The following is a 21,739-nucleotide window of genomic DNA, read 5'->3' on the forward strand; positions in this document are numbered from 1 at the left end:
AACGACGAACGCGACAAATGACGTAGGCGCGATCAGACCAGCTGCAGGGCGACGATGGCAACGCCGAGGGTGAGGTCGAGGACGGCGCAGAACTCGGCGAGCGACCGGGTCACCACCTCCTTGGCCCGCCAGACGATCACGTCGAGCACGGCATGGCCGATCAGGGCGGCGGCGACGAGGTAGCTGCCGAGGGCGGGGTCGAGGGACAGCGCGACGACCGCCGCCGCGCCGAAGACCAACATCGCGGGGACCTGCGCGGCGCTGAGCCGTGGCCCGCGCAGCAGCCCGCCCGCCAGGCCGACGATGGCGATGGAGACCGCCCCGGCGACCAGCGCGGTCCACAGCTGTACGTCGAGCAGGCGCAGCAGCGTGACCGCCACCACGGAGACGCCGAACAGCGGCCAGACCACTCCGGGCCTGCCCACCACCGCCGTGGCGAGGTAGATCAGCGCGGCCAGGAACACGACGAGCCCTTGACTGCGACCGTCGTCCATGGCCGTTTCCATGGTCATGTCCAGAACGGATAAAGCCATGGCGACCAGGCCGGCCAGAGTGGGCCAGCGGTGCGCCAGGAAGGTGAGCACGGAGTGCGTTCGCGGTTCTCCGGTGGAGATGTCTGCCATACGACCGACCTTCGCCACCCGACCGTACGAACGCCAAGGCCGGCCGATCGAGTCGTCCAGAAACTTGGGCACCTGGTCGTAAATATGCCGCCTGCGAACCTCGCCGCGTCCGGGCTCACGGGGCGGTTGACTATCGGTCATGAACATACTGATTCTTGGTGGCACGGCGTGGCTGGGGCGGGTGGTGAGCCGCCTGGCGGTCGAGCGCGGGCATGCGGTGACCTGCCTGGCGCGAGGTGAGAGCGGGCCGGTGGCCGACGGCACGGCCCTGGTGACCGCCGACCGGCGCTCCCCCGAAGCCTACGACGGGGTGCGTCACCGCGACTGGGACGCGGTGGTCGAGGTGTCCTGGCAGCCGGGCTTCGTCCAGGGCGCGCTCGCGGCGCTCGGCGAGCGGGCCGCCCACTGGACCTACGTCTCGTCGGTCAGCGCCTACGCCGAGAGCGCCCAGCTCGGCGCGGACGAGACGACGCCGCTCCTGCCGCCCACCGACCGGCAGGAGGTCGGTCGGGAGGAGTACGGCGAGGCGAAGGTGGCCTGTGAGCAGGCGTCCACGGCGGCGGTGGCCGACCGGCTGCTCATCGCCAGGGCGGGGCTGATCGGCGGTCCCGGCGACCACTCCGGCCGCACGGGCTACTGGGCGGCGCGGGCCGCGCGCGCCCCCGAGGACCCGATGCTCGTGCCCGACACCCCGCAGGCCCCCACCCAGGTGATCGACGTGCGCGACCTGGCCGAGTGGATCCTCGACTGCGCCCGGTCCCGCGTCACCGGCGCCTACGACGCCGTCGGGCCGGTCGTGCCGTTCGGCGACTGGATCGAGGAGTCCCGGCGGCTCGGCGGCCACACCGGCCCGGTGGTCACGGCCGGGTCATCCTGGCTGCTCGACCAGGGGGTCAACGAGTACATGGGGCCGGAGTCGCTGCCCCTGTGGCTGGTGACCCCCGGCTTGGAGGGCCGGACGGCGCGGTCGGGCGCGGTGGCGGCGAAAGCCGGGCTGCGCCACCGTCCGCGCGCCGAGTTGCTGGCCGACGTGCTGGCCTGGGAGCGTGAGCAGGGCCTGGACCGGCCCCGGCGGTCCGGCCTCAGCCCCGCCCGCGAGCGCGATCTCCTGGCGGCCCTCGCCGTGGACTGACCGGCCACCCGCCCTGGATGAGGTGCGTGCGGCGGTGCCCGTAAGCTGTCCCCGCCCGGGTCACACCCGGCGCCGCGCGAAGCGAGTTCGTCGCCGTGCCCACACCTCTGAAAGGAACAACCGGACATGATCGTCGTGGTTCGCGGGCTGACCGGCCGGCGTGCTGGGCACGGCGGCCACCTGGGGCGGGCGCCCGTTTCATGAGTCGCGGTGAATGGGCCGCGGCCCTGGGCGAACGCTTCCAGCACCCGGCACGGGTGATCTCGACCGGTTTCGCGGCCGCGGTGCTGGCCGGCACCGCGCTGCTGTCGTCGCCCCTGGCCAGCGCCTCGGGCGAGCCGACCCATTGGATCACCGCCCTGTTCACCGCGACCTCGGCGGTGTGCGTGACCGGGCTGGTGGTCGTCGACACGGCGGCGCACTGGTCGGCGTTCGGCGAGGCGGTGATCGCCGTGCTGATCCAGGTGGGCGGCCTGGGCATCATGACCCTGGCCACCGTGTTCACCGTGCTGGTCTCGGGCCGGCTGGGGTTGCGCGCGCGGCTGTTCGCGCAGGCCGAGACGAAGTCGCTCAGCGCCATCGACCTGCGGCGGGTGGTGCGCAACGTGGTGCTGTTCAGCCTGTTCAGCGAGGCGGTGGTGGCCGTCGTGCTCACCCTGCGGTTCATGCTCGGGTACGGCGAGCCGTTCGGGCGGGCGGTCTACCTCGGCGTCTTCCACGCGGTGTCGGCGTTCAACAACGCGGGCTTCGCGCTCTGGCCGGACAACCTGATGCGCTTCGTCACCGACCCGTGGATCTGCCTCACCATCGCCATCGCCGTGATCGTCGGCGGCCTCGGCTTCCCCGTGCTGTTCGAGCTGCGGCGCTCCTGGCGGCGGCCGAGCCGCTGGTCCCTGCTGACCCGCATCACCCTCGGCGTCACCGCCGCCCTGCTGCTGGCCGGCACCGCGGTCCTCCTGGCCACCGAATGGACCAACCCCCGGACGCTGGGCCCGTTGCCCGACTCCGGGAAGGTGCTGGCCGGCTTCTTCGCCGCCGTCATGCCGCGCACCGCCGGGTTCAACAGCCTGGACATCGCGCAGATGCACTCCTCCAGCTGGCTGGTCACCGACCTGCTGATGTTCATCGGCGGCGGCAGCGCGGGCACCGCGGGCGGCATCAAGGTCACCACCTTCGGGCTGCTGGCGTTCATCGTCTGGGCCGAGTTGCGGGGAGAGCCCCGGGTCAACGTCGGCAACCGCCGGCTGCCGGAGACCGTACCGAGGCAGGCGGTCACCATCACCATGGTCGGCATCATGGTGGTCGTCGTCTCCACCTACCTTCTGCTGGTGCTGACGCCGCACAGCCTGGAGAAGGTACTGTTCGAGGCCATCTCCGCCTTCGGCACGGTGGGCCTGTCCACCGGGATCACCGCCACCGCCACCCCCGCCGGGCAGCTGCTGCTCTCCCTGCTGATGTTCGTCGGCCGGATCGGGCCGCTGACCCTCGGCTCCGCCCTGGCGCTCAAGGAACGCACCCGCCGCTACGAACTCCCCGAGGAAAGGATGATCGTTGGCTGACAGGAGCAGCGACCACCGGCCCGAGGGAGGTGCGACGCGTTGATAGGGCGATCACCGGCCGCCCCCGGCCGCGCACGGCATCCCGCCACGGTGCTGGCCGTCGGTTTCGGCACCACGATCCTCATCGGCACCGCCGTGCTGGCCACGCCGCTCGCCACCACGGCGGGTGACTCGACGCACTGGGTCACCGCCCTGTTCACCGCCACGTCCGCGGTGTGCCTGACAGGCCTGGTCGTGGTGGACACCGCGTCCTACTGGTCGGATTTCGGCGAGGTCGTCATCGCCCTGCTGATCCAGGCGGGCGGGCTGGGCATCATGACCCTGGCCACGCTGGTCACCCTGCTCATCTCCGGCAAGGTCGGCCTGCGCGCCCGGATGTCGACCCAGTTGGAGACCAAGGCCGTCAACGCGGCCAACCTGCGCCAGGTGGTGCGCAAGGTCGTACTGTTCAGCCTGGTCTGCGAGATCATCGTGGCCGCCGTCCTCACCGGCCGCTTCGTCCTCGGGTACGGCGAGCCGTTCGGGCGGGCGGTCTACCTGGGCGCCTTCCACGCGGTGTCGGCGTTCAACAACGCCGGGTTCGCGCTCTGGCCGGACAACCTGATGCGCTTCGTCACCGACCCGTGGATCAGCCTCGCCATCGCGATCGCCGTGATCGTCGGCGGCCTCGGCTTCCCCGTGGTCTTCGAGCTCCTGCGGTCCTGGCGTCATCCCACCCGCTGGTCGATGCTGACCCGGCTCACCATGAGCCTGACCGTCATCCTGCTGACCGCCGGCACGCTCATCTTCATGGCGACCGAGGCCCGCAACCCGGCCACCATGGGCCCGCTGGACAACTCCGGCAAGCTGCTCGCCAGCTTCTTCACCGCGGTCATGCCGCGCTCGGGCGGGTTCAACAGCATCGACATCAGCCAGATGGAGCCGTCCAGCTGGCTCGTCACCGACGTGCTGATGTTCATCGGCGGCGGCAGCGCCGGCACGGCGGGCGGCATCAAGCTCACCACCTTCGGCTTCCTCCTCTTCATCGTCTGGGCGGAGCTGCGCGGCGAGACCCAGGTCAACATCGCCCACCGCAGGCTGCCGGAGTCCACCCAGCGCCAGGCGGTCACCATCGGCCTCCTGGGTGTCTTCCTGGTCGGGACCTCCACCTGGCTGCTCATGTTGATGACCCCGCACAGTCTGGACCAGCTGCTCTTCGAGGCCATCTCGGCCTTCGCCACCAACGGACTGTCCACCGGCGTCACCGCCGACATCTCGCTGGCGGGACACGTACTGCTCAGTGTGCTGATGTTCATCGGCCGGATCGGACCGCTCACCGTCGGCTCGGCGCTCGCCCTCAAGAAACGGACCCGCCGCTACGAGCTACCCGAGGAGCGGATGATCGTCGGCTGACCCTCCGGCATTCAGGCAGTCGGCACGGCGCCGCCGCAGGTGGTCGCGTTCGGCGTCGGTGCGGACCAGCCGCAGGGCGGCGTCGAACGCGGCGGCCGCGTCCTCGCGGTGGTCCAGGCGGCACAACAGCTCCGCCCGCACCGCGGGCACCAGGTGGCTGGCCGGCAGGACCTTCTCCAGGCCTTCGACCAGGCTCAGTGCCGCCTGCGGGGAGCCGGCCTCAGCGATCGCGACCGCCCGGTTGAGCCGGACGACGGGCGAGGCGGTGCGGCGTTCCAGTTCGGCGTACAACTGGGCGACGCGCGGCCAGTCCGTGGCACCGGTCGTGCTGTGCTCGGCGGCGATCAGCGCCTGCAGGTGATATTCGCTCACCGCCGGGCCCAGCCTTCGCAGCAGGTCCAGGCCGCGATCGATCTCGTCGTGACGCCACTTCGCCCGGTCCTGGTCCGGCAGCAGGACCAGGCGGCCCTCGTCGTCGAGGCGGGCGTCGCGCCGGGCGTGCTGCAGCACCATCAGGGCGAGCAGGGCGAGAATCTCGTCCTGCTCGGGCAGGAGCTCGCCGAGCAGATAGCCGAGCCGGATCGCCTCGTCGGCCAGCCTCGGCCGCTGATACTCCGGGCCGGCCGTGGCCCGGTAGCCCTCGGTGAACAGCAGGTAGACGACCTTCAGCATGACGCCGAGCCGTTCGGGCAGGTCATCGGCACTCGGCCGGCGCAACGGGATGCCCGCCCGCGCCATCTTCGCCTTGGCCCGCGTCAGCCGGGCGGACATCGTCGGCTCCGGCACCAGGAACAGGCGGGCGATCTCGGCGGTCCTCAGTCCGGCCCCGAACCGCAACGTCATCGCCGCCCGCGCGTCGGCGGACAACGCGGGGTGGCAGCAGGCGAACAGCAGCCGCAGCCGCTCATCCGCGATGGCGTCCGGGTCGGCGTCCTCCGGCGTCGTGCCGGTCACCAGCAGCGGCAGCCGCCGCCGGTCGTTGTCCTCGCGGCGGATCCTGTCGAGCGCGCGGCGATGCGCGGTCGTCAGCAGCCAGGCGGCCGGGCGATCCGGCACGCCCTGATCCGGCCACGTCCGAGCTGCCGCGACGAAGGCGTCCTGCAGGCCGTCCTCGGCGACGTCGAACCGGCGCAACCGGGTCAGGAGCAGGGCGAGCAGGCGCGACCAGTGTTCCCGGTAGGCCTGCTCGACCGCGTCGTGCGCGTTCAGCTGCCACTCTCCTTCGGGGGGACGATCGGCCGGATCTCGACCACTCCCTCCGGCATCCGCTTGGCCAGCGCGATCGCCTCGTCCAGGTCGGCCGCCTCGATCACGTAGAAACCGCCGAGCACCTCGGCGGTCTCGGCGAACGGGCCATCGGTGACGCTCACCTCGTCGCCCCGGCGCCGCAGAGTGGTCGCCGAGCTCGTCGGCTCCAGCTCCTTACCGCCGCGCATCGCATCCTGTTCCGCCAGAACTGCGGCGAAACGCGCGTGCCCCGCGTCCTTCTCGCGAAGCCGACGCTCATCCTCCTCGGCCCAGACCTTCTCGTCGCCGTAGATCAGCAGTGCGTACTCCATGACAGGGTCCCTTCTCCAGGCATCGCCGGTGCGGCGTCGCGTGATAGTGACTCCGCCGCATGCCGGAATTCGACATCTCCGCCAGATCGATTCTCGACAGGGTGCGGGCGCTCAGGCGGGCTGAACGGCGAGGCGGCGGCCGACGCGTTGCAGGGGGAGCTCAAGGAATCGGTGGGACAGCCAGCTGGCCGGCAGGAGCAGGGCGAGGAAGGCCACGCTGATGCCGATCTGCGCGAGCGGCGGCGCCCCGCGCATCTCCCCCGCCACGTGCATGAAGACGAGAAGGATCGGCAGGTGCACCAGATAGAGGGAGTAGCTGATCGTGCCGAGCCAGCTGAGGAAGGCGGGCACGCGGCGGGTCCGCCAGGCCATGGCGGCGGCGAAGGTGGCGATCACCAGGACGATGGTCAGGCTCCACACGGCCGGTCGCACCCACCACCAGCCGGCGTTGATGGCCCAGATCGGGGTCAACGTCACGAGCAGGGCGGCGACTGCCACCGGCCACAGCGGCCCCTCGCCGCGTTCCCACCGGTGGATCGCCGTGCCGGTGAACATGACCGCCAGCACCGCGGCGGCGAACCAGGGCACGTTGCTGCTCAACAACACCAGCGCCAGCGCCATGACGCCCAGCACGCACGCCCCCGCCTTACGGCCACGCCCGGAGATCACACACCCCAGGCCGACGACGAACACCACGAACGACACCCAGGCCAGCCACCGCCCCGACAGCAGCGCCCCGGACAGGACCAGCCCGGCGATGGAGCACATCACCCCGAACAGGACCGGAAGCAGCCCGCGATCGTCCCGCACGCCGACGACGAACAGCGCGGCGGCGATCAGGTAGAAGACCATCTCGTACGACAGCGTCCACATGGTGTTCAGCACGCCGCCCACGCCGACGACGTCCAGCAGCATCGTCGCGTGCGCGGCCACGGCGGAGACGTCCCTGGGCACCGCCTCACGGACGGGGATCCACCACGACATGGCCAGGACCAGGCAGATGACGGCGAGGTAGAGCGGATACAGGCGGAAGGCGCGGCCGATCCAGAAGGCCCGCACGTCACCGTGCCGCTCCAGCGAAGCCGGGATGATGTAGCCGCTGACCAGGAAGAACACCAGCACGCCGTACACCCCGGCGTTGTACGACACGGGCCGCAACCACGGCATGGCCCAGGTGCTCAGATGTTCGCACACGACCGCGAGCGCGCCGATGCCGCGCAGCGCGTCCAGCCAGGCGAGCCTGGCAGGCACTGTCTGAACGGTTGCGGCAGGAGTGGTCGCCATATGCACCAACGGTATAGGAGGGGGTGATCTCCCTGTTAGCACGACCATATCCCTGGTAGTGGGACGAAAAGCCCTGGTGGTGAAGACCGGCATCAGCCGGTGCACGAAGGAGACCAGGAATGAACAACGAGAAAGTCGAAGAGTTCATGGGCCGGGTCGTCGCCGACATGGCGGCGACCGACGCCGCCGGCTCGGTCGTGATCGGGCAGCGGCTCGGCCTCTACCGCGCGCTCGCGCAGGGCCCCGCGACGCCCGAGCAGTTCGCCGAGCGCACCGGCTGCCACCCGCGCTACCTCACCGAATGGCTGCGCGGCCAGGCCGCGGGCGGGTACGTCGGCTACGAGCCGGAGACCGGCCGGTTCTCGCTGAGCGAGGAGCAGGCGTTCTGCCTGGCCGATCCGAACGGCCCCAACGTGCCCGCCGCGTTCCTGCTCGCGCTGGGCACGCTGCGCGCCGAACCGCGCATCACCGAGGCGTTCCGTACGGGAGCCGGACTCGCCTGGCACGAGCAGCACGAGGACGTGATCGTCGGCTGTGACGCCTTCTACCGGCCCGGATACGTGGCGGCGCTGGTGTCGAGCTGGATCCCGGCGCTGGACGGGGTCGACGAGAAGCTCACCGCCGGCGGCCGGGTCGCCGACGTCGGCTGCGGTCTCGGCTCCTCGTCGATGCTGCTCGCCGAGGCGTACCCGCGCGCCACGATCGTCGGCTCCGACTACCACGACGAGTCGATCGCGCGGGCGCGCGATCGGGCCGCCGAGGCGGGGGTCACCGACCGGGTCCGCTTCGAGGTGGCGACCGCGCGGACGTTCACCGGGACGGACTTCGACCTGGTGACCATGTTCGACTGCCTGCACGACATGGGCGACCCGCTCAGCGCCGCCCGGCGGGTGCGGGAGGCGCTGGCTCCGGACGGCACCTGGCTGCTGGTGGAGCCGAACGCCTCCGACAAGGTCGAGGAGAACTTCAACCCGGTGGGGCGGCTGTACTACAGCGCCTCCACGTTCCTGTGCGTGCCCAACGCCCTGTCCCAGGAGGGCGGGTACGCGCTGGGCGCGCAGGCGGGCGAGTCCGCGATCCGCGAGGTGACCACGGACGCGGGCTTCACCCGGTTCCGGCGGGCCGCGGAGACACCGTTCAACGTGGTGTACGAGATCCGGCCGTGAGTCTGGACATCGCCAACGTGCGGCCATCGCTTCCCAGGTGAGGGGTCGGCCCGGGCTGCTCGGGTAACCAGCTCGGGCAGCCGCAAGACAGCCGCCTGCTCCGCGATGGAGGAAACGATGAGATGGCCGGTCCTCGTGCTCGTCCTGCTGGCTCTGTGCGCGTGCGGCGGATCGGAGCCTCCGGGACGCAGCACCGATGAGTACGCGCCCAACGAGGGCGCCAACGCGACCGTGAACGACATGGTGCTCAGGAACGCCTTCGCGATCGGCGCGAAGCCGGGGCAGGCGCTGCGGAAGGGCGACGACGTCCCGCTCTACTTCGTCCTGGTGAACGACCGCCGCCGGCCCGACGAGCTCGTCTCGGTGAGCGCCAAGCCCATGTTCTCCGGTGCCACCATCTCCGGCCGGAAGCTGCTGGTACGGACGAACGAGCTGGTCGGCGGCGGCGCGGCGCCCCAGGTCGTGCTGACCGGCCTGGCCGAGGAGTTGCGCAGCGGCAGCTTCATCCCCGTCACCTTCACCTTCAAGGCCGCCGGCCCGGTGAAGACGCTGGTTCCTGTGCTGCCGCCCACGCAGTGGCGCGCCACCTTGTCCCCCGCGCCACAGTCCTCCGGCTAGTCGTCGTCGAGGCCGGGCTCCACCGTGACGTCGCCGTCGTCCGCCACGGGCCGGCAGTCCTGGGAGCAGCCCTCGAACCGGGCCGAGTCGATGGGGGTGAACGACGTCGGCGGCACGCCGTCCAGCGCGGCCATCATGGTGTCCCGCCAGATCGGGCCGGGAAGGGTGCCTCCGGCCACGGCCCCGTAGTACCGGCCGCCGATCGTCACCCCGGTCAGCTTGTGCCGCTGGGAACCGCGCGGGTCGCCGAGGCTCACCGCCGCCGCCAGATCCGGGGTGAACCCGGCGAACCACGCGGCGGCGTAATCGTCCGTGGTGCCGGTCTTGCCCGCGGCGTCCCGCCCGATGCCGCCGACGTGGCGCATCGTGCCCTTGGTGAACACGCCGGACAGCACGTCGGCCGTCGCGTCCGCGGTCGCCGGGTCGAGCGCCCGGCGGCACTTCGGCCGGTAGGTGGTCGCCTCGCCGTCGCGGTCGGCGATCCGGGTGATGGCCATCGGCGCGCAGTAGGTGCCGCGCGCCGCGACGGCCGCGTACGCGGTGGCCACCGTCACCGGGTCCATCTCGTTGATGCCGAGCGTGAAGGTCTCGTACTCCTGCAGCTCGCGCCCGTCCGCGCGCCGGATGCCCAGCGACTTGGCGGTGGTGACCGTCTCACAGAGCCCGACCCGCTGCTCCAGCTCCATGAAGAAGGTGTTCACCGACCCCCAGGTACCGGTCCGCAGCGTCTTGAAGCCCGGGGAGCCCTCGTCGTTGGTGACGGTGTGCGTCGGGTCGCCGATGTTCTCGCCCGCGCAGTTCTTGAACGTCGCGTAGCCGGGCGCGCGGTATCCGGCGCCCGCGGTGAGGCCGTCGTCGACCTTCATGCCCTGCTTCAGGGCGGTGATCAGGGTGAAGGTCTTGAAGGTGGAGCCCGCCTGGAAGCCGATGCCGCCGCCGTGCGCGGCGTCCGCGACGACGTTGTACGAGATCTCGTCGCGGGCCTTGCTGCGCCCGTAGGGCCTGCTCGCCGCCATCGCCTTGACCGCGCCGGTGCCCGGCTCGACCAGGGCTTCGGCGGCCACGGGGGCGTCGGAGGCGGAGACGTACCTCTTGATCGCCTGGTCCGCCGCGACCTGCATGGCGGGGTCGATCGTGGTGGTGATCGTCAGGCCGCCTCTGTTGAGCATCTTCAGGCGGGCGTCGGCGGTGGGGCCGAAGTCGGGGTTGCTCAGGATCTCCTGCCGGACATACAGGCAGAAGTACGGATATTTGCTGGCTTCGCAGCCGCCGGGGAGCTTTGTGCCTTTGTAGCCGAGCTTGGTGGCCTTTGCCTTGGCCGCCTGCTCTGGGGTGATCTTGCCTAGTTCGGCCATGCGGTTCAGGACGACGTCGCGGCGGTCCTGGAGGCGGTCGCGGTGCTTCCTGCCCAGGTTCGGATCGGTGGCGTTGGGATCCTGGACGGCTCCGGCCAGGGTAGCCGCCTGGGGCAGCGTGAGTCGGGCGGCCTTGACGCCGAAGAACCGCTTGGCCGCCGCCTCGACGCCGTAGGCACCGGCGCCGAAGTACGCGATGTTCAGATATTTCTCGAGAATCTGGTCCTTGGTGTACTTCTCCTCGACGCCCATGGCGTACCGGAGCTCGTTCAGCTTGCGCGCGTAGCTGGCCTCCAGGGCGGCTTCGCGGCCTTCGTCGGTGTCGGCGGAGTTGAGCAGCACCTGCTTGACGTACTGCTGGGTGATGCTCGATCCGCCCTGGCTCACCTGGCCCGCCCGCAGGTTCGTGGCCAGCGCCCGGAGGGTGCCCTCCAGGTCGATCGCGCCGTGCTCGTAGAAACGGTAGTCCTCGATCGCGACGATCGCCGTCTTCATCACGTCGGCGATCTCGTCGAAGGCGACGACCTCCCGGTACTCCTCGTAGAAGCGGGCGAACGCCTTCCCCTTGGCGTCCCGCACGACCGTGACCTCGGCCGGCGGCGGCTCGACGAGGTCGACCGGCTTGATGTCGACCTCGTTCGCCACCGTCCTGAACCCGAGCCCCGCGCCCCCCACGACCGGGAGCACGATCCCCGCCACCAGCACGCCCGCCGCCCCGCCCGCGACGGCGAGCCGCGCGACCTTCGTCCCCCAACGCATGCTTTGCCCTTGTTTGTCATTCACCAGAGGCCAGGAGCAAAGCAGATCCGGTCAAGCGATGTCTAATAGCGCTATCAGCAATGGACCGATATCCGATCCCCTATGGACGCAGGTCAGGGCTTCCATAGCCAGTTGCGCCGGGTGTACAGCGGCCGGAAGCCGGCCCGCAGCATGTTGTTGAGCGACGGATTGGCCAGGCCCACGGGCGGCAGGTTCGTCTCGGCGACCAGCCACCGGCAGCCCGCCTTCGCCGCGGCGTCGGCGCGCAGCCCCAGCAGCGCGGTCTGCGCGCCCCGATTACGGTGACCCCGCAAGGTCGCCGCCCCGGACAACTCGGCCGCCTCCCCGTTGAACAGGACGTAGGCGTTGGCGACCATGTCGTCGCCGTCCCAGGCGGCGAAGGCGCCGAACCCGTCGAGCCGTACGACCGTGGCGAACATGTCCGACAGCGCGCCCTCGGGCATCTCGAAGCCGCGCAGGAAGATCGAGGCCGCTTCGCCCGCGCGGGGACCGTCCACGGGGCCGACCCGCAGCTCGGTCGCGCCGTGCCGGAACTCCTCGATCGGGCAGACGAGCTTCACCCACTCGTCCTCGGCCGTCAGACCGTGGGCGGCGCGGATCTCGTCCCAGTCCGGCGGCAGCACCGACGGCGCGATCTGCAGGTGGGCGCCGGGGCTGCCCCGCTCGCGCAGGAAGCCGCAGACCTCTTCGATGAGCCCGTGGGTGATCGGCTCGGTGAAGCCCAGGCCGAGTGCCTTGTTCCAGCAGCCGCCGATCGGGTCGTTCCGCATCGCCAGGACGACGCCTCCCCCGATACGGGCCGAGGCCATCCCCAGCGCGGTCTTGACCGCTTCGGGCGCCTCATCCTGGATGCGGAACAGGTTCTCGGCCTCGGCGAATTCGGCGATCTCGCTCAGCCTGTCCTCGGGCATTGACGACGTCCTCTTCGTGACCGTTCGGTCTAAGAGGCATGGTCGCTCAGGTGGCGGCTCAGGTAACCGGGCTGAGGTCGTCCGTCCACTACGTCATTTGTCGCGTTCGACCTCGCCGAAACGTACTGAATGGAACGGTCCTCTTCATCCAGGACGCCATCAGAAACGTGATATACCGTGCACTAACCCATCAGGTTCGGGACCGGTTACCCGGCCCCCTGGGACGACTCCGAGGTAACAGCCGATGACGCCGCTGGACCAGCTGCCCGAGATCCGAACCGAGCTCTACATCGACGGCGAGAGCGTCGGAGCCGATGACGCGCTGAAGGTGATCGACCCGTCCGACCTCACGTCGGTCGTGGGTTACGCCGCGGCCGCCAGCGCCAAGCAGGCCACGTCCGCGGTCGCCGCCGCCGACCGGGCCTTCCCCGCCTGGGCCGCGCGCACGCCGCAGGAGCGCGCCGAGGCGCTGATCGCCGCGCTGGCCCCGCTGGAGGCCGACCGGGCCGCGACGGCGGAGGTGCTCACCCGCGAGAACGGCAAGATCCGGATGGAGTCCTTCATCGACTCCATCGTCTTCGACCACCGCTTCCGCCTGGCCGCCGGCCTGGCCGACCAGGTCCAGACGGTGACCCACCTGCCGGCGCCGCCGTACCGCACCGAAATCTCCTACCTGCCCCTCGGCGTGGTCACGATCATCGTGCCGTTCAACTGGCCGCTGGCGATCCTGGCCGCCTCACTCCCGCAGGCGCTCCTGGCCGGCAACACCGTCGTGGTGAAGCCGCCGCCCACCACGCCGCTGTCCGTCGTCCGTACCGTGGAGCAGGTCGCACGGCTGCTTCCGCCGGGCGTCCTCAACGTCGTCACCGGCCACGACGCGGAGATCGGCGCGGCGCTGATCCAGGACGACCGGGTCAAGAAGGTGTGCTTCACCGGCAGCCCCGGCGGCGGCAAGCGGATCATGTCCATGGCCGCCGGCTCCCTCACCCGCGTGGCCCTGGAGCTGGGCGGCAACGACCCCGCGATCGTCCTCGCCGACGCCGACCTCGGCCCCGACGCCCTGCAGAAGCTCTTCACCGGCACGTACGACTCCACCGGCCAGATCTGCATGGCCACCAAGCGCCTGTACGTGCACCGCTCGCGTTACGACGAGGTGATCGAGGGCCTGTCCGGCCACCTCGCCGCCACCCGCCTGGGCCACGGCCTCGACGAGCGGACGACCATGGGCCCGCTGCACAGCTCCCGGCAGAAGGAGTACGTCCTGGAGCTCCTCGACCAGGCCCGCGCCTCCGGCGCCGAGGTCCGCGAGTTCGGCGAGGGCGCGGACGTCTCCCAGGGCAACTTCCTGCGCCCGTCCCTGGTCCTCGACCCCGCCGACGACACCCGCGTGGTGGTGGAGGAGCAGTTCGGCCCCACGCTGCCGATCCTGCCCTTCGACGACGAGGCCGACGCCGTGGCCCGCGCCAACGACACCTGGTCCGGCCTCTGCTCCTCGGTCTGGACCACCGACCTCGACCACGCCGCCGCTCTCGCCGCCCAGCTGCGCACGGGCTACACCTTCGTCAACGCCCACGGCGCCGCCCACCTGGACGAGCGGGCTCCGTTCGGCGGCTTCAACCACAGCGGCATGGGTCGCGAGATGGGCCTTGAGGGAATCCGCGAGTTCATGGACACCCACTCGGTCGGCTTCCCCGCCTGATATCCGACGCCCCCGTAAGGTGTCCGGCTTCCTTTTCGCCAAGAAGCGAGACACCTTACGGTTTTTGCCAAGAAGCGAGACACCTTACGGGGCGTTACGGCGCCGAGTCCGGCATTCATGGTCCTGTAAAGTGGGGGATGCCCACCGAAGGTCTCTGGACTCGGACCCGGCGCGCTGTGCACGGCGAAATCACCGCCGTCGCCATGGGCCTGTTCCTGGAGCAAGGTTTCGAGGCCACCACGATCGACGAGATCGCGGCCGCCGCGGGCATCTCCCGCCGCTCCTTCTTCCGTTACTTCGGCACCAAGGAAGACGTAGTCCTCGGCTATCTCGCCACTGACGGCGCCGTTCTGCGCACCGCCCTGGAGCAGCGTCCCGCCGACGAGGACGCCTGGAGCGCACTGCTGGGAGCATTCCTCGACCTGGAGCAGACGTCGGTTCCCCGTGACCAGTTGCTCAAGATCTCCGCAATGATGTACGGCACGCCGTCCCTGTATGCCCGCTCCGCCGAAAAGCACCGTCAATGGCAGGACGAGCTGCTTCCCGAGGTCCGCCGCCGCCTCGCATCCGCCGACGACGGCCCGCACGCTGACATACGGGCGCGAGCCCGGCCTTACCGTTCCACTCCTCCGGAAGCGCTAACTGGAACTTGATGTCCGGCGCCGCCACCGTGGGGGGAGAGCGCCTCATCCCTCTGGTCCGCTGACGGGCGTGTTCCCCCTACACGCTTGGCACTCTATGCCAGCCTGGCACACAGTGCAGCATCGAGGAGTGGTGCGCGATCAGCCGAGCCGGAAGGAAACCTCCGGTGCGAGCACGACCGGCTCAAGCCCCGCCACGCGATAGGGCGCGGAGGGCGTTGGCAGTAAAGTCGTCGAGGGGATAGAAGAGCTCGATCGCCAGCTCAGACAGCGTCACGTCGGCCGGGGCGCCGAAGGTCGCCATGGTACTGAACATTGCCAGTTCGCCGAACGGGGTGCGGATTCTCAGGGGCACCTGAATCGGGCTGGGCTGGTGTCGCGGGGCTCCGTTGCGGTCCGTCTCCTCGCTCGATGGCATCGGATAGCTGGAAACCTCCTTGTAGAGAAGGCGGAGTTCGGTGTCTCCGGTGGCGTTGACCTGGCGTGACAGCCGTTCCAGGAAAAGTTTCCTCACTTCCTCCAGGTTGGCCAGCCGCGCGGCCAGCCCGTCGGGGTGCAGGGCCAGCCGGAACACATTCGGCTGAGGCTTTAGCAGGTGCGGCGGGATGCCGTCCATCAGGACGCCCATGGCGTGGTTGCCCTGCAGCACGTTCCAGATACGGTCGACCACGACGGCTGGGTACGGCTCATGCGCCGTCAGCATGGTTTCCAGCGCGGAGCGGATCGAGGCCATGTAGTCGTCGTCGAGGCTGCTTTCCCGGTAGGCCGGGGCGTAGTCGGCGGCCAGCAGCAGCGTGTTGCGCTCGCGCAGGGGCACGTCGAGTGCGGCGGACAGGCGCAGCAGCATGGCCCGGCTCGGGCGGGCGCGGCCGTTCTCCATGTACGACAGGTGCCGCGCCGAGGTGTCGGCCAGATTGGCGAGATCGAGCTGGCTGAGTCGGCGCCGCTGTCGCCACTCCCGCAGCAAGGCCCCTACCCGAGACGGCTGTTCCACGTCCATGCCGAGGAGGATAGGCCACCACCAGGTGGGCGACGCCATGACCTCGGAGGTTATTGAGCTCGTAACCGCAGCGGTGACATGGTCTTGTCCAGTTAGGACCCACTCGGGACGAAGGAGACCTGTATGAGCACGCCGACCGGGACCGCCCGGCATCCACAGACCGACACCATGGGCCCGCTGCGCACAATTTTGCGGATCGACGGGTGGAGCACCGCTGTTTTCGGCGCGGTCATGCTCGCCGCCGCCCAGCCGCTCAGTGGCCCGCTTGGCCTGCCGACCGCCTGGTCCATCCCGTTCGGCGTAGCCATGCTGGGCGGGGCCGCAGCGCTCGGCCTCATCGCTGGTCATCCGCGGATCCCTGTGCGATATGTGGCGTTCGTCGTGGCGGGCAACGCGCTGTCCTGTGTGACGCTGCTGGCCTTGGCATTCGCGGACGTCATACCGCTGACCGGCTTGGGGGTTGCCTTCATGCTGGTCGGCGCGCTGGTGGTCGCCATCTATGCCTGGCTTGAGTTCGCTGGGCTTCGGCGGCTGGGGGCGAGGTGATGACAAGAGCGGCTATGGCAGAGAAGGTCGCGGCAGGTGCGAGCGTCATCGACGACTACGTGGACCGTCTGCACCGCAGGTTGAAAGGTCCACCTCGCATCAAGCGCGATCTCCTTGCCGAGGCGCGCGATGGCCTGCTCGACGCAACGGACCTGGCAGCGACGTGGGCTCGGCCGCGCGCAGGCGGAGAGGACGGCCGTGCGCGAGTTCGGTCCGTGTGGCGAGATCGCGCGCGGCTATCAGAGAGAATTGTCTTTCGAACTAAGGACAACATCCCACCGCACCGCAGTTTGACGGCTCACCTCACGGTGTAACGGCAGCCACAGCACATGGATGACGCGTTCACACTTCTTCGGCAGGCCGTCGATCTACTGCCGGAGGACGCAGCGGCAGAGAACGGACAGACAGTCGGGGGTGTGCGCGAGGACATCGTGCGCCAGGAGTGAGAGATGGTGCTCGACGTTCTCATTGAGATCGGGGATGTCCACCCCGTGTCCGTTGACTTCTGGGAACTCCTCGCCGAGGCCGCTCGCCAGATGATGCTCGACCGCAGCCGGCGCTGGTGCGAGTGGCGGGGCTGGGAAGTCCGACACGGCACCGTCCGGGCGACCCTGAGCCTGGTGGGTGCGGAGGAGGGCCGACGCCGGACTGCCTTTGCCGCAGACGGGCGGCTCCGGCCGATGTGGGACATTGGCAACCGCACCGCTGGCGGGGAGCGAGAACTGAACATCGCCCGGTTGTGGGTGGAGTATGCGCAGGAGCTCGGCCCGGGAGAGACCGCCGACGTTCGGCTGGCTCCTCTGAGCCCCGAGCAGTGGAGGCACCTGAAGTGCGGCGATGTGATCACCATGTACGAAGCCCGACCTGTTGCCGGAACGGCAACCGTGATCGAGGTCCTGCCGCCGCGCGCTTGAGCTCATCTCGCGTCAGGCGGGCTTCGACTGCAGCCAGGTGATCTTCGAAGACTGTCCGGCCTCAGATGACGGGACCAGTACTGTTCCAACGTGATGAAGCCGGATGGGATGAAGCTGGGGATAGAAGCAGCGCGCCTTCTCGCCGCTGCGGACTGCTGCGAGATGGCGCCGGGGCTGAGCGAGATCGAGTTCCAGCGTATTGAGCAGGAGTACGGCATCGAGTTTGCCGACGACCACCGGGCTTTCCTGGCGTCGGGCTCGGGCTCGTCGGCTGCCCAGGTGGGCAGGTCGTAGTAGAAGCTGCGGACGATGATGACGATGCCGTCCACGCCGGCGCGGGGCCGACGGCCCTGTGCTGCCTCCGCCTTGGTGCGAGTTACCGGCAATACTTGGCGAAGTATCCCGTCAGGTCGTCGCGCGAGATGAGGCCGTCGTTGGCGGACCTGCGCTGACCGAAAACATCCAGATCCAAGAACCAAGCAGGACTTACAGTCGCCCTGGCCGCAGCCTTCCGACGCATTCAGGCGCATCGCTAGTGCTGTGACCGGGGACGTTCGCCGGATTGCCGTACGTGGTCGGCGATAGCCTCCGCGCACACCAGGGCCTCGGTCCGCGTGGTGTCCACTTCCAGGCCGTAGACCACACCTTCGTGCACGACGTCCGCCTGCGCCTCGGCCATTCCCCGGATCCGGTCCCCCCGAGCTTTCTCGCGCTCGGCCGCGACCGCGCCGGCACACCTGACGCCGACCCACAGGACGTCCAGTCCGCCGAGAACTCGCTGCCACCGCTGCTGGGACCCCGCCCCACCGAGGAAGACGTCATCGATGATGACCCGAGCTCCGGCACGGGCCATCGCGGCGATCCCCTCCATCCACGCCGCTTGCAGCGCCATGAAATCGGGTCCGACGCTGATCCCGCCGTCGGGGGCGAACTCGATACCCGCATCCGAGGACTGCATGGACAGGGGCATCGCCTCAATGAGCGAGTCGACCCCGAAGGCAAGCCACGGCTGCGGCAGGACAGCCTGCAGGTGCCGGACGATCGCGGACTTACCCGCGCTGGATCCGCCGTTGAGCACGATCACCTGAGTGGTCACGGCGTACAGGGTAGAGCTCCGGCCTTCAAAACACGGAACCCTTTTCGGCCCGCACCCGTTCAGGGGCGTCAGCCGATACCGCGGAGGGCGAATCTCCGGGCGAACGCGTACATCTCATCTCGCTGCTGTTCCGGTTCCGTCGCAGTGGGGCTGACCACGATGCGGGTCACGCCTTGCGCGGCGAAGGTCGCGACCCGTTCGGCGGACATGTCGATTGACCCCCATCGCGTGTACTCCAGCGCGCCAGGGTCGCGACCGGCCTCGACGGCGGCGGCCCGGGCCAGATCCAGCTGGATCGCGCGCTCCTCGGGGGTGAGCGCGCCCCCGGGGAAGTAGCCGTCGCCACGCCGCCCGGCGCGGCGGGCGGCCGCCCTGCTCGATCCTCCGACGTGGATCGGCAGGTGGGTTACCCCATGGGGCTTGGGGTAGCTGGTCACGTCGTCGAAGCCGAAGAACTCGCCGTCGAAGCCGATGCCCTCCTCGCCGCCTTCCCAGAGCAGCCGCAACACGTCGATGGCTTCGTCGGCACGGCGTCCGCGCGTGCCGAAGTCGACTCCCACCGCTCTGGCCTCGCCGGGCAGCGTGCCCAGCCCCACGGTCAACAGCCGCATCCGCCCCTTGGACAACACGTCGATGGTCGCCAGGCGCTTGGCCAGGATCACTGGGTGGTGGTACGGCAGCAGCAGCACGGCGGTGCCCAGCAGGATGCGCTGGGTGGCCGCCGCGACGAAGCCCAGGCAGTCAAGCGGATCGGGGTAGGGCAAGGCCGGCGGGAACTCGAAGGGGCCGAGCGTGGCGCCGGGATACAGCACGATGTGCTCCGGGAGATACAGCCCTTCGAAGCCGCAGTCCTCGGCATGCCGGGCATACGTCACGAGCTTGTCGGGATCGACACCGTCGGCCGTGGAGTAGCTGATCGCGAATTTCATCGTCATCCTCAGGGGTCGGTATGCGCGAGCACGCTACAACCCTGTCGTCGATGTCAAGGCAAGCGCGGAACCGCCGATTCGGTACGTGCTGACCTCACGAAGGGCCTGACCCCTGTAGCGGAAAAGGAGTGGACGGGCACCTCGTGAAAGCGTTCGAATGGCGCGCGTACATCAAGGAGGGTGGTCATGGGCGCGGGCAAGATGCATGCCGACGAGTGGGACATCGACGTGGCTCTCGTGCTGCGGTTGCTGGGCGCGCAGTTCCCCCAGTGGGCCGAGCTGCCTGTGGAGGCGTTTCCGTCGGGTGGGACCGTGAACGCGGTTTACCGGCTGGGGGACGACATGGCCGTGCGGCTGCCCCGGATCGAGGGTGGGGTCGGGGATGTGGTGAAGGAGCGGCGGTGGTTGCCGTCGCTGGCTCCGGTGCTGCCGGTGGCCGTGCCCGTCGTGCTCGGGGAGGGGGAGCCGACTGAGGAGTTTCCGTGGGCCTGGTCCGTCTATCGGTGGCTCGACGGGGTGAATCCGGAGGCTGGACGGCTGACCGATCCCGAAGGGCTGGCGGCGGATCTGGCGGGGTTCGTCGCGGCGTTCCGCCAGGTCGGGCTGGACGGTGGGCCGCCCGCGTACCGGGGTGGGCCGTTGAAGGCGCAGGACGCCGGGACACGCGACGCGATCGGGGCGCTGGAGGGGATGATCGACACCGGCGCGGCGACGGCGGCGTGGGAGGCGGCGTTGCGGGCCGGTGAGTGGGATGGGCCGCCCTGCTGGGTGCATGCCGATCTGATGCCCGGCAACCTGCTGGTGGATCGGGGACGACTCAGCGGGGTGATCGATTTCGCGACCGCCGGTGTGGGTGATCCCGCGTGCGATCTGATTCCCGCGTGGAACCTGCTCCCGGCCACGGCGAGGCGCGTCTTCCGGGCGGGCCTGGACGTCGATGACGCGACCTGGGAGAGAGGCCGGGGCAGGGCGCTGTCCATGGCGCTGATCCAACTCCCCTACTACGTCGACACGAACCCGGCGATCGCCGCCAACGCCCGGTACGTGATCGGCGAGGTCCTGGCCGATCACGTAGGGCGCGGGATGCGGTCCGCGACCTAGGCACTTCGCCGGCGGGACTTTTGTCCCTACGAGGGCATGAGGCATCTGCGGTGAGATGCAACAGACGAGTCGGCGCGACCAAGGACGGACGACATGAGCACCGATACGACCCGCCCGGCCGGCCGGCCCATGGTGATGCTGGCGTTGGCGACCGTGGGATTCGCGGTGAACTTCTGGGCGTGGGCGCTGCTGAGCCCGCTGGGGCCCAGGTTCAAGGAGCTGCTCGGCCTGTCGGCCGCCGAGCAGGCGCTGCTGGTCGCGGTGCCGGTGATCGTCGGGTCGCTCGGTCGCATCCCCGTCGGGGCGCTCACCGACCGGTACGGCGGGCGGGTGATGTTTCCGCTGATCTCGGCGGCCACCATCGTCCCCGTGCTGTTCATCGGCGTGCTCGGGCAGGGCTCGCTGGTGGCGTTGCTGGTGGGCGGGTTCTTCCTGGGCGTCGGCGGGACGGTGTTCGCCGTGGGCGTGCCGTTCGTCAGCGCCTGGTTCCCGCCCGAGCGGCGCGGGCTGGCCATCGGGGTGTTCGGCATGGGCATGGGCGGCACCGCGATCAGCGCCCTGACCACGGTCAAGCTGGTCCGGGCGGGCGATTCGGCCACCCCGTTCCTGCTCACCGCCGCCGTGCTCGCCGTCTACGCCGTCGTGGCCTGGTTCGTGCTGCGGGACGCGCCGGGCCGTACGGCTCCGGCGCAGTCCAGCATGGCGCGGCTGAGCGCGGCCGTGCGGCTGCCGATCACCTGGCAGGCGTGCGTGCTGTACGCGGTGGCCTTCGGCGGGTACGTCGCCTTCTCCGTCTACCTGCCGGTCTACCTGCAGTCCGCGTACGGTCTGGAGCAGGCCGACGCGTCCGACCGGATGGCCGGGTTCGTGATCCTGGCCGTCGCGGCGCGTCCCGTCGGCGGCTGGTTGTCGGACCGGATGGGGGCGATCCCGGTGCTGGCCGGGGTGTTCGCCATCGTCGCGCTCTGCGCCTCGGTGCAGGCGTTCACGCCGCCGCTGATGATGCTGGGCACGGCCGCGTTCCTCATCATGGCCGCTTCGCTCGGCGCGGGCAGTGGGGCCACCTTCGCCCTGGTCGCGGCGGCGGCCCCGGCGGACAAGGTGGGCTCGGTCACCGGCCTGGTCGGCGCGGCCGGCGGGCTGGGCGGGTTCGTGCCGCCGCTGGTGATGGGGGCGGTCTACGGCCGGCTCGGTTCGTACGGGGTGGGGCTGGCTCTGCTGGCCATGGTGTCGGCGCTGACGCTGCTGCTGACGGTCACCGTGGTGCGCGCCACGGCCCAGCGGCGCCAGGAAGTGGCCGCGCGGTGACGTCCGCAGGCGGTTCGGCGGGACTTTCGCCCCTGACCCCGCGAAGGAGGTTGGAGGACGCTGGGATTAACGCCTCACCAGGGGGCATGTCCGGGCTTATCGCGCTGTCGATGAAGGAGTGCACCT

Annotated in this window: 21 protein-coding genes; 12 read left to right on the forward strand and 9 right to left on the reverse strand. The window is 69.9% G+C overall.

Going from position 1 to position 21,739, the window contains the following annotated elements; all coding sequences use genetic code 11:
- Nucleotides 1-32 precede the first annotated feature (32 nt).
- Nucleotides 33-623 (reverse strand): hypothetical protein, encoded by a 591-nt coding sequence (locus ACIBQX_RS22320; RefSeq protein WP_397007373.1) that lies wholly within the window; start codon nt 621-623, stop codon nt 33-35.
- 139 nt (nt 624-762) lie between these two features.
- Between ACIBQX_RS22320 and ACIBQX_RS22325 the strand changes: the two genes are divergently transcribed.
- The 3 genes from ACIBQX_RS22325 to ACIBQX_RS22335 all read left to right on the forward strand — a co-directional run bounded on the left by ACIBQX_RS22325 (nt 763) and on the right by ACIBQX_RS22335 (nt 4,706).
- The gene (locus ACIBQX_RS22325) at nt 763-1,755 is read left to right on the forward strand and encodes an epimerase (RefSeq protein WP_397007375.1); all 993 of its coding nucleotides are present in this window, start codon (nt 763-765) and stop codon (nt 1,753-1,755) included.
- Nucleotides 1,756-1,955: 200 nt separating this feature from the next.
- The gene (locus tag ACIBQX_RS22330) at nt 1,956-3,314 is read left to right on the forward strand and encodes a TrkH family potassium uptake protein (protein ID WP_397007377.1); all 1,359 of its coding nucleotides are present in this window, start codon (nt 1,956-1,958) and stop codon (nt 3,312-3,314) included.
- 39 nt (nt 3,315-3,353) lie between these two features.
- Nucleotides 3,354-4,706: a TrkH family potassium uptake protein gene (locus tag ACIBQX_RS22335; RefSeq protein WP_397007379.1), complete on the forward strand. Its 1,353-nt coding sequence runs from the start codon at nt 3,354-3,356 to the stop codon at nt 4,704-4,706.
- Here the strand turns inward: ACIBQX_RS22335 and ACIBQX_RS22340 are convergent.
- The 3 genes from ACIBQX_RS22340 to ACIBQX_RS22350 all read right to left on the reverse strand — a co-directional run bounded on the left by ACIBQX_RS22340 (nt 4,677) and on the right by ACIBQX_RS22350 (nt 7,516).
- Entirely contained in the window at nt 4,677-5,915 is a 1,239-nt protein-coding gene (locus ACIBQX_RS22340) for an RNA polymerase sigma factor (protein WP_397007842.1), read from the reverse strand. The genes ACIBQX_RS22335 and ACIBQX_RS22340 overlap by 30 nt on opposite strands.
- Nucleotides 5,912-6,265 carry a YciI family protein gene (locus tag ACIBQX_RS22345; protein ID WP_397007381.1) on the reverse strand — a complete coding sequence of 118 codons (354 nt, stop codon included), beginning with the start codon at nt 6,263-6,265 and terminating at the stop codon, nt 5,912-5,914. Before ACIBQX_RS22345 ends, ACIBQX_RS22340 begins: the two co-directional genes overlap by 4 nt.
- Nucleotides 6,266-6,376: 111 nt before the next feature.
- Nucleotides 6,377-7,516 (reverse strand): acyltransferase family protein, encoded by a 1,140-nt coding sequence (locus ACIBQX_RS22350; protein WP_397007383.1) that lies wholly within the window; start codon nt 7,514-7,516, stop codon nt 6,377-6,379.
- A gap of 152 nt (nt 7,517-7,668) precedes the next feature.
- Here ACIBQX_RS22350 and ACIBQX_RS22355 point away from each other — a divergent pair, with 152 nt between their 5' ends.
- The gene (locus ACIBQX_RS22355; protein ID WP_397007385.1) at nt 7,669-8,715 is read left to right on the forward strand and encodes a class I SAM-dependent methyltransferase; all 1,047 of its coding nucleotides are present in this window, start codon (nt 7,669-7,671) and stop codon (nt 8,713-8,715) included.
- A gap of 117 nt (nt 8,716-8,832) precedes the next feature.
- Complete coding sequence (locus tag ACIBQX_RS22360; RefSeq protein ID WP_397007387.1) at nt 8,833-9,333, forward strand: hypothetical protein; 501 nt, start codon at nt 8,833-8,835, stop codon at nt 9,331-9,333.
- On the opposite strand, the gene ACIBQX_RS22365 is transcribed toward ACIBQX_RS22360, so the two are convergent.
- Together ACIBQX_RS22365 and ACIBQX_RS22370 are read right to left on the reverse strand one after the other, a co-directional pair.
- A complete protein-coding gene (locus ACIBQX_RS22365; RefSeq protein ID WP_397007389.1) occupies nt 9,330-11,447 on the reverse strand; it encodes a transglycosylase domain-containing protein in 2,118 nt (705 codons plus the stop codon). The two genes, ACIBQX_RS22360 and ACIBQX_RS22365, sit on opposite strands and share 4 nt — an antisense overlap.
- Nucleotides 11,448-11,560: 113 nt before the next feature.
- Nucleotides 11,561-12,379, reverse strand: coding sequence for a hypothetical protein (locus tag ACIBQX_RS22370; RefSeq protein WP_397007391.1), 819 nt, complete (start codon nt 12,377-12,379; stop codon nt 11,561-11,563).
- A gap of 244 nt (nt 12,380-12,623) precedes the next feature.
- On the opposite strand from ACIBQX_RS22370, the gene ACIBQX_RS22375 reads away from it, so the two are divergent.
- Together ACIBQX_RS22375 and ACIBQX_RS22380 are read left to right on the forward strand one after the other, a co-directional pair.
- Nucleotides 12,624-14,078 (forward strand): aldehyde dehydrogenase family protein, encoded by a 1,455-nt coding sequence (locus ACIBQX_RS22375; protein ID WP_397007393.1) that lies wholly within the window; start codon nt 12,624-12,626, stop codon nt 14,076-14,078.
- Between the two features lie 137 nt (nt 14,079-14,215).
- Nucleotides 14,216-14,731 (forward strand): TetR/AcrR family transcriptional regulator, encoded by a 516-nt coding sequence (locus tag ACIBQX_RS22380; protein WP_397007395.1) that lies wholly within the window; start codon nt 14,216-14,218, stop codon nt 14,729-14,731.
- Nucleotides 14,732-14,903: 172 nt separating this feature from the next.
- Here the strand turns inward: ACIBQX_RS22380 and ACIBQX_RS22385 are convergent, their stop codons facing one another.
- Entirely contained in the window at nt 14,904-15,719 is an 816-nt protein-coding gene (locus tag ACIBQX_RS22385; RefSeq protein ID WP_397007397.1) for a helix-turn-helix domain-containing protein, read from the reverse strand.
- A gap of 123 nt (nt 15,720-15,842) precedes the next feature.
- Here ACIBQX_RS22385 and ACIBQX_RS22390 point away from each other — a divergent pair, with 123 nt between their 5' ends.
- The 3 genes from ACIBQX_RS22390 to ACIBQX_RS22400 all read left to right on the forward strand — a co-directional run bounded on the left by ACIBQX_RS22390 (nt 15,843) and on the right by ACIBQX_RS22400 (nt 17,473).
- Nucleotides 15,843-16,265, forward strand: coding sequence for a hypothetical protein (locus ACIBQX_RS22390; protein WP_397007399.1), 423 nt, complete (start codon nt 15,843-15,845; stop codon nt 16,263-16,265).
- 449 nt (nt 16,266-16,714) lie between these two features.
- Nucleotides 16,715-17,179, forward strand: a complete 465-nt coding sequence (locus ACIBQX_RS22395) for a hypothetical protein (RefSeq protein ID WP_397007401.1) — start codon at nt 16,715-16,717, stop codon at nt 17,177-17,179.
- Between the two features lie 90 nt (nt 17,180-17,269).
- Nucleotides 17,270-17,473, forward strand: coding sequence for an SMI1/KNR4 family protein (locus ACIBQX_RS22400; RefSeq protein ID WP_397007403.1), 204 nt, complete (start codon nt 17,270-17,272; stop codon nt 17,471-17,473).
- Between the two features lie 238 nt (nt 17,474-17,711).
- On the opposite strand, the gene cpt is transcribed toward ACIBQX_RS22400, so the two are convergent.
- Nucleotides 17,712-18,275, reverse strand: coding sequence for a chloramphenicol phosphotransferase CPT (gene cpt, locus ACIBQX_RS22405; protein WP_397007405.1), 564 nt, complete (start codon nt 18,273-18,275; stop codon nt 17,712-17,714).
- A gap of 68 nt (nt 18,276-18,343) precedes the next feature.
- Entirely contained in the window at nt 18,344-19,204 is an 861-nt protein-coding gene (locus tag ACIBQX_RS22410) for a TIGR03619 family F420-dependent LLM class oxidoreductase (RefSeq protein WP_397007407.1), read from the reverse strand.
- Nucleotides 19,205-19,390: 186 nt separating this feature from the next.
- On the opposite strand from ACIBQX_RS22410, the gene ACIBQX_RS22415 reads away from it, so the two are divergent.
- Together ACIBQX_RS22415 and ACIBQX_RS22420 are read left to right on the forward strand one after the other, a co-directional pair.
- Nucleotides 19,391-20,305 carry an aminoglycoside phosphotransferase family protein gene (locus ACIBQX_RS22415; protein ID WP_397007409.1) on the forward strand — a complete coding sequence of 305 codons (915 nt, stop codon included), beginning with the start codon at nt 19,391-19,393 and terminating at the stop codon, nt 20,303-20,305.
- A gap of 93 nt (nt 20,306-20,398) precedes the next feature.
- Nucleotides 20,399-21,613 (forward strand): MFS transporter, encoded by a 1,215-nt coding sequence (locus tag ACIBQX_RS22420; RefSeq protein ID WP_397007411.1) that lies wholly within the window; start codon nt 20,399-20,401, stop codon nt 21,611-21,613.
- Nucleotides 21,614-21,739: the final 126 nt, after the last annotated feature.

Source organism: Nonomuraea sp. NPDC049714 (genome assembly GCF_044465295.1).
Lineage (GTDB): Bacteria > Actinomycetota > Actinomycetes > Streptosporangiales > Streptosporangiaceae > Nonomuraea.

Coding starts and splice junctions, on each gene's coding strand:
- ACIBQX_RS22390 (WP_397007399.1), top strand. CDS start 15,843: ATGAGCACGCCGACCGGGACCGCCCGGCATCCACAGACCGACACCATG.
- ACIBQX_RS22345 (WP_397007381.1), bottom strand. CDS start 6,265: ATGGAGTACGCACTGCTGATCTACGGCGACGAGAAGGTCTGGGCCGAG.
- ACIBQX_RS22370 (WP_397007391.1), bottom strand. CDS start 12,379: ATGCCCGAGGACAGGCTGAGCGAGATCGCCGAATTCGCCGAGGCCGAG.
- ACIBQX_RS22385 (WP_397007397.1), bottom strand. CDS start 15,719: ATGGACGTGGAACAGCCGTCTCGGGTAGGGGCCTTGCTGCGGGAGTGG.
- ACIBQX_RS22360 (WP_397007387.1), top strand. CDS start 8,833: ATGAGATGGCCGGTCCTCGTGCTCGTCCTGCTGGCTCTGTGCGCGTGC.
- ACIBQX_RS22420 (WP_397007411.1), top strand. CDS start 20,399: ATGAGCACCGATACGACCCGCCCGGCCGGCCGGCCCATGGTGATGCTG.
- ACIBQX_RS22365 (WP_397007389.1), bottom strand. CDS start 11,447: ATGCGTTGGGGGACGAAGGTCGCGCGGCTCGCCGTCGCGGGCGGGGCG.
- ACIBQX_RS22380 (WP_397007395.1), top strand. CDS start 14,216: ATGCCCACCGAAGGTCTCTGGACTCGGACCCGGCGCGCTGTGCACGGC.
- ACIBQX_RS22320 (WP_397007373.1), bottom strand. CDS start 623: ATGGCAGACATCTCCACCGGAGAACCGCGAACGCACTCCGTGCTCACC.
- ACIBQX_RS22410 (WP_397007407.1), bottom strand. CDS start 19,204: ATGAAATTCGCGATCAGCTACTCCACGGCCGACGGTGTCGATCCCGAC.
- ACIBQX_RS22375 (WP_397007393.1), top strand. CDS start 12,624: ATGACGCCGCTGGACCAGCTGCCCGAGATCCGAACCGAGCTCTACATC.
- ACIBQX_RS22330 (WP_397007377.1), top strand. CDS start 1,956: ATGAGTCGCGGTGAATGGGCCGCGGCCCTGGGCGAACGCTTCCAGCAC.
- ACIBQX_RS22415 (WP_397007409.1), top strand. CDS start 19,391: ATGGGCGCGGGCAAGATGCATGCCGACGAGTGGGACATCGACGTGGCT.
- ACIBQX_RS22325 (WP_397007375.1), top strand. CDS start 763: ATGAACATACTGATTCTTGGTGGCACGGCGTGGCTGGGGCGGGTGGTG.
- ACIBQX_RS22355 (WP_397007385.1), top strand. CDS start 7,669: ATGAACAACGAGAAAGTCGAAGAGTTCATGGGCCGGGTCGTCGCCGAC.
- ACIBQX_RS22395 (WP_397007401.1), top strand. CDS start 16,715: ATGGTGCTCGACGTTCTCATTGAGATCGGGGATGTCCACCCCGTGTCC.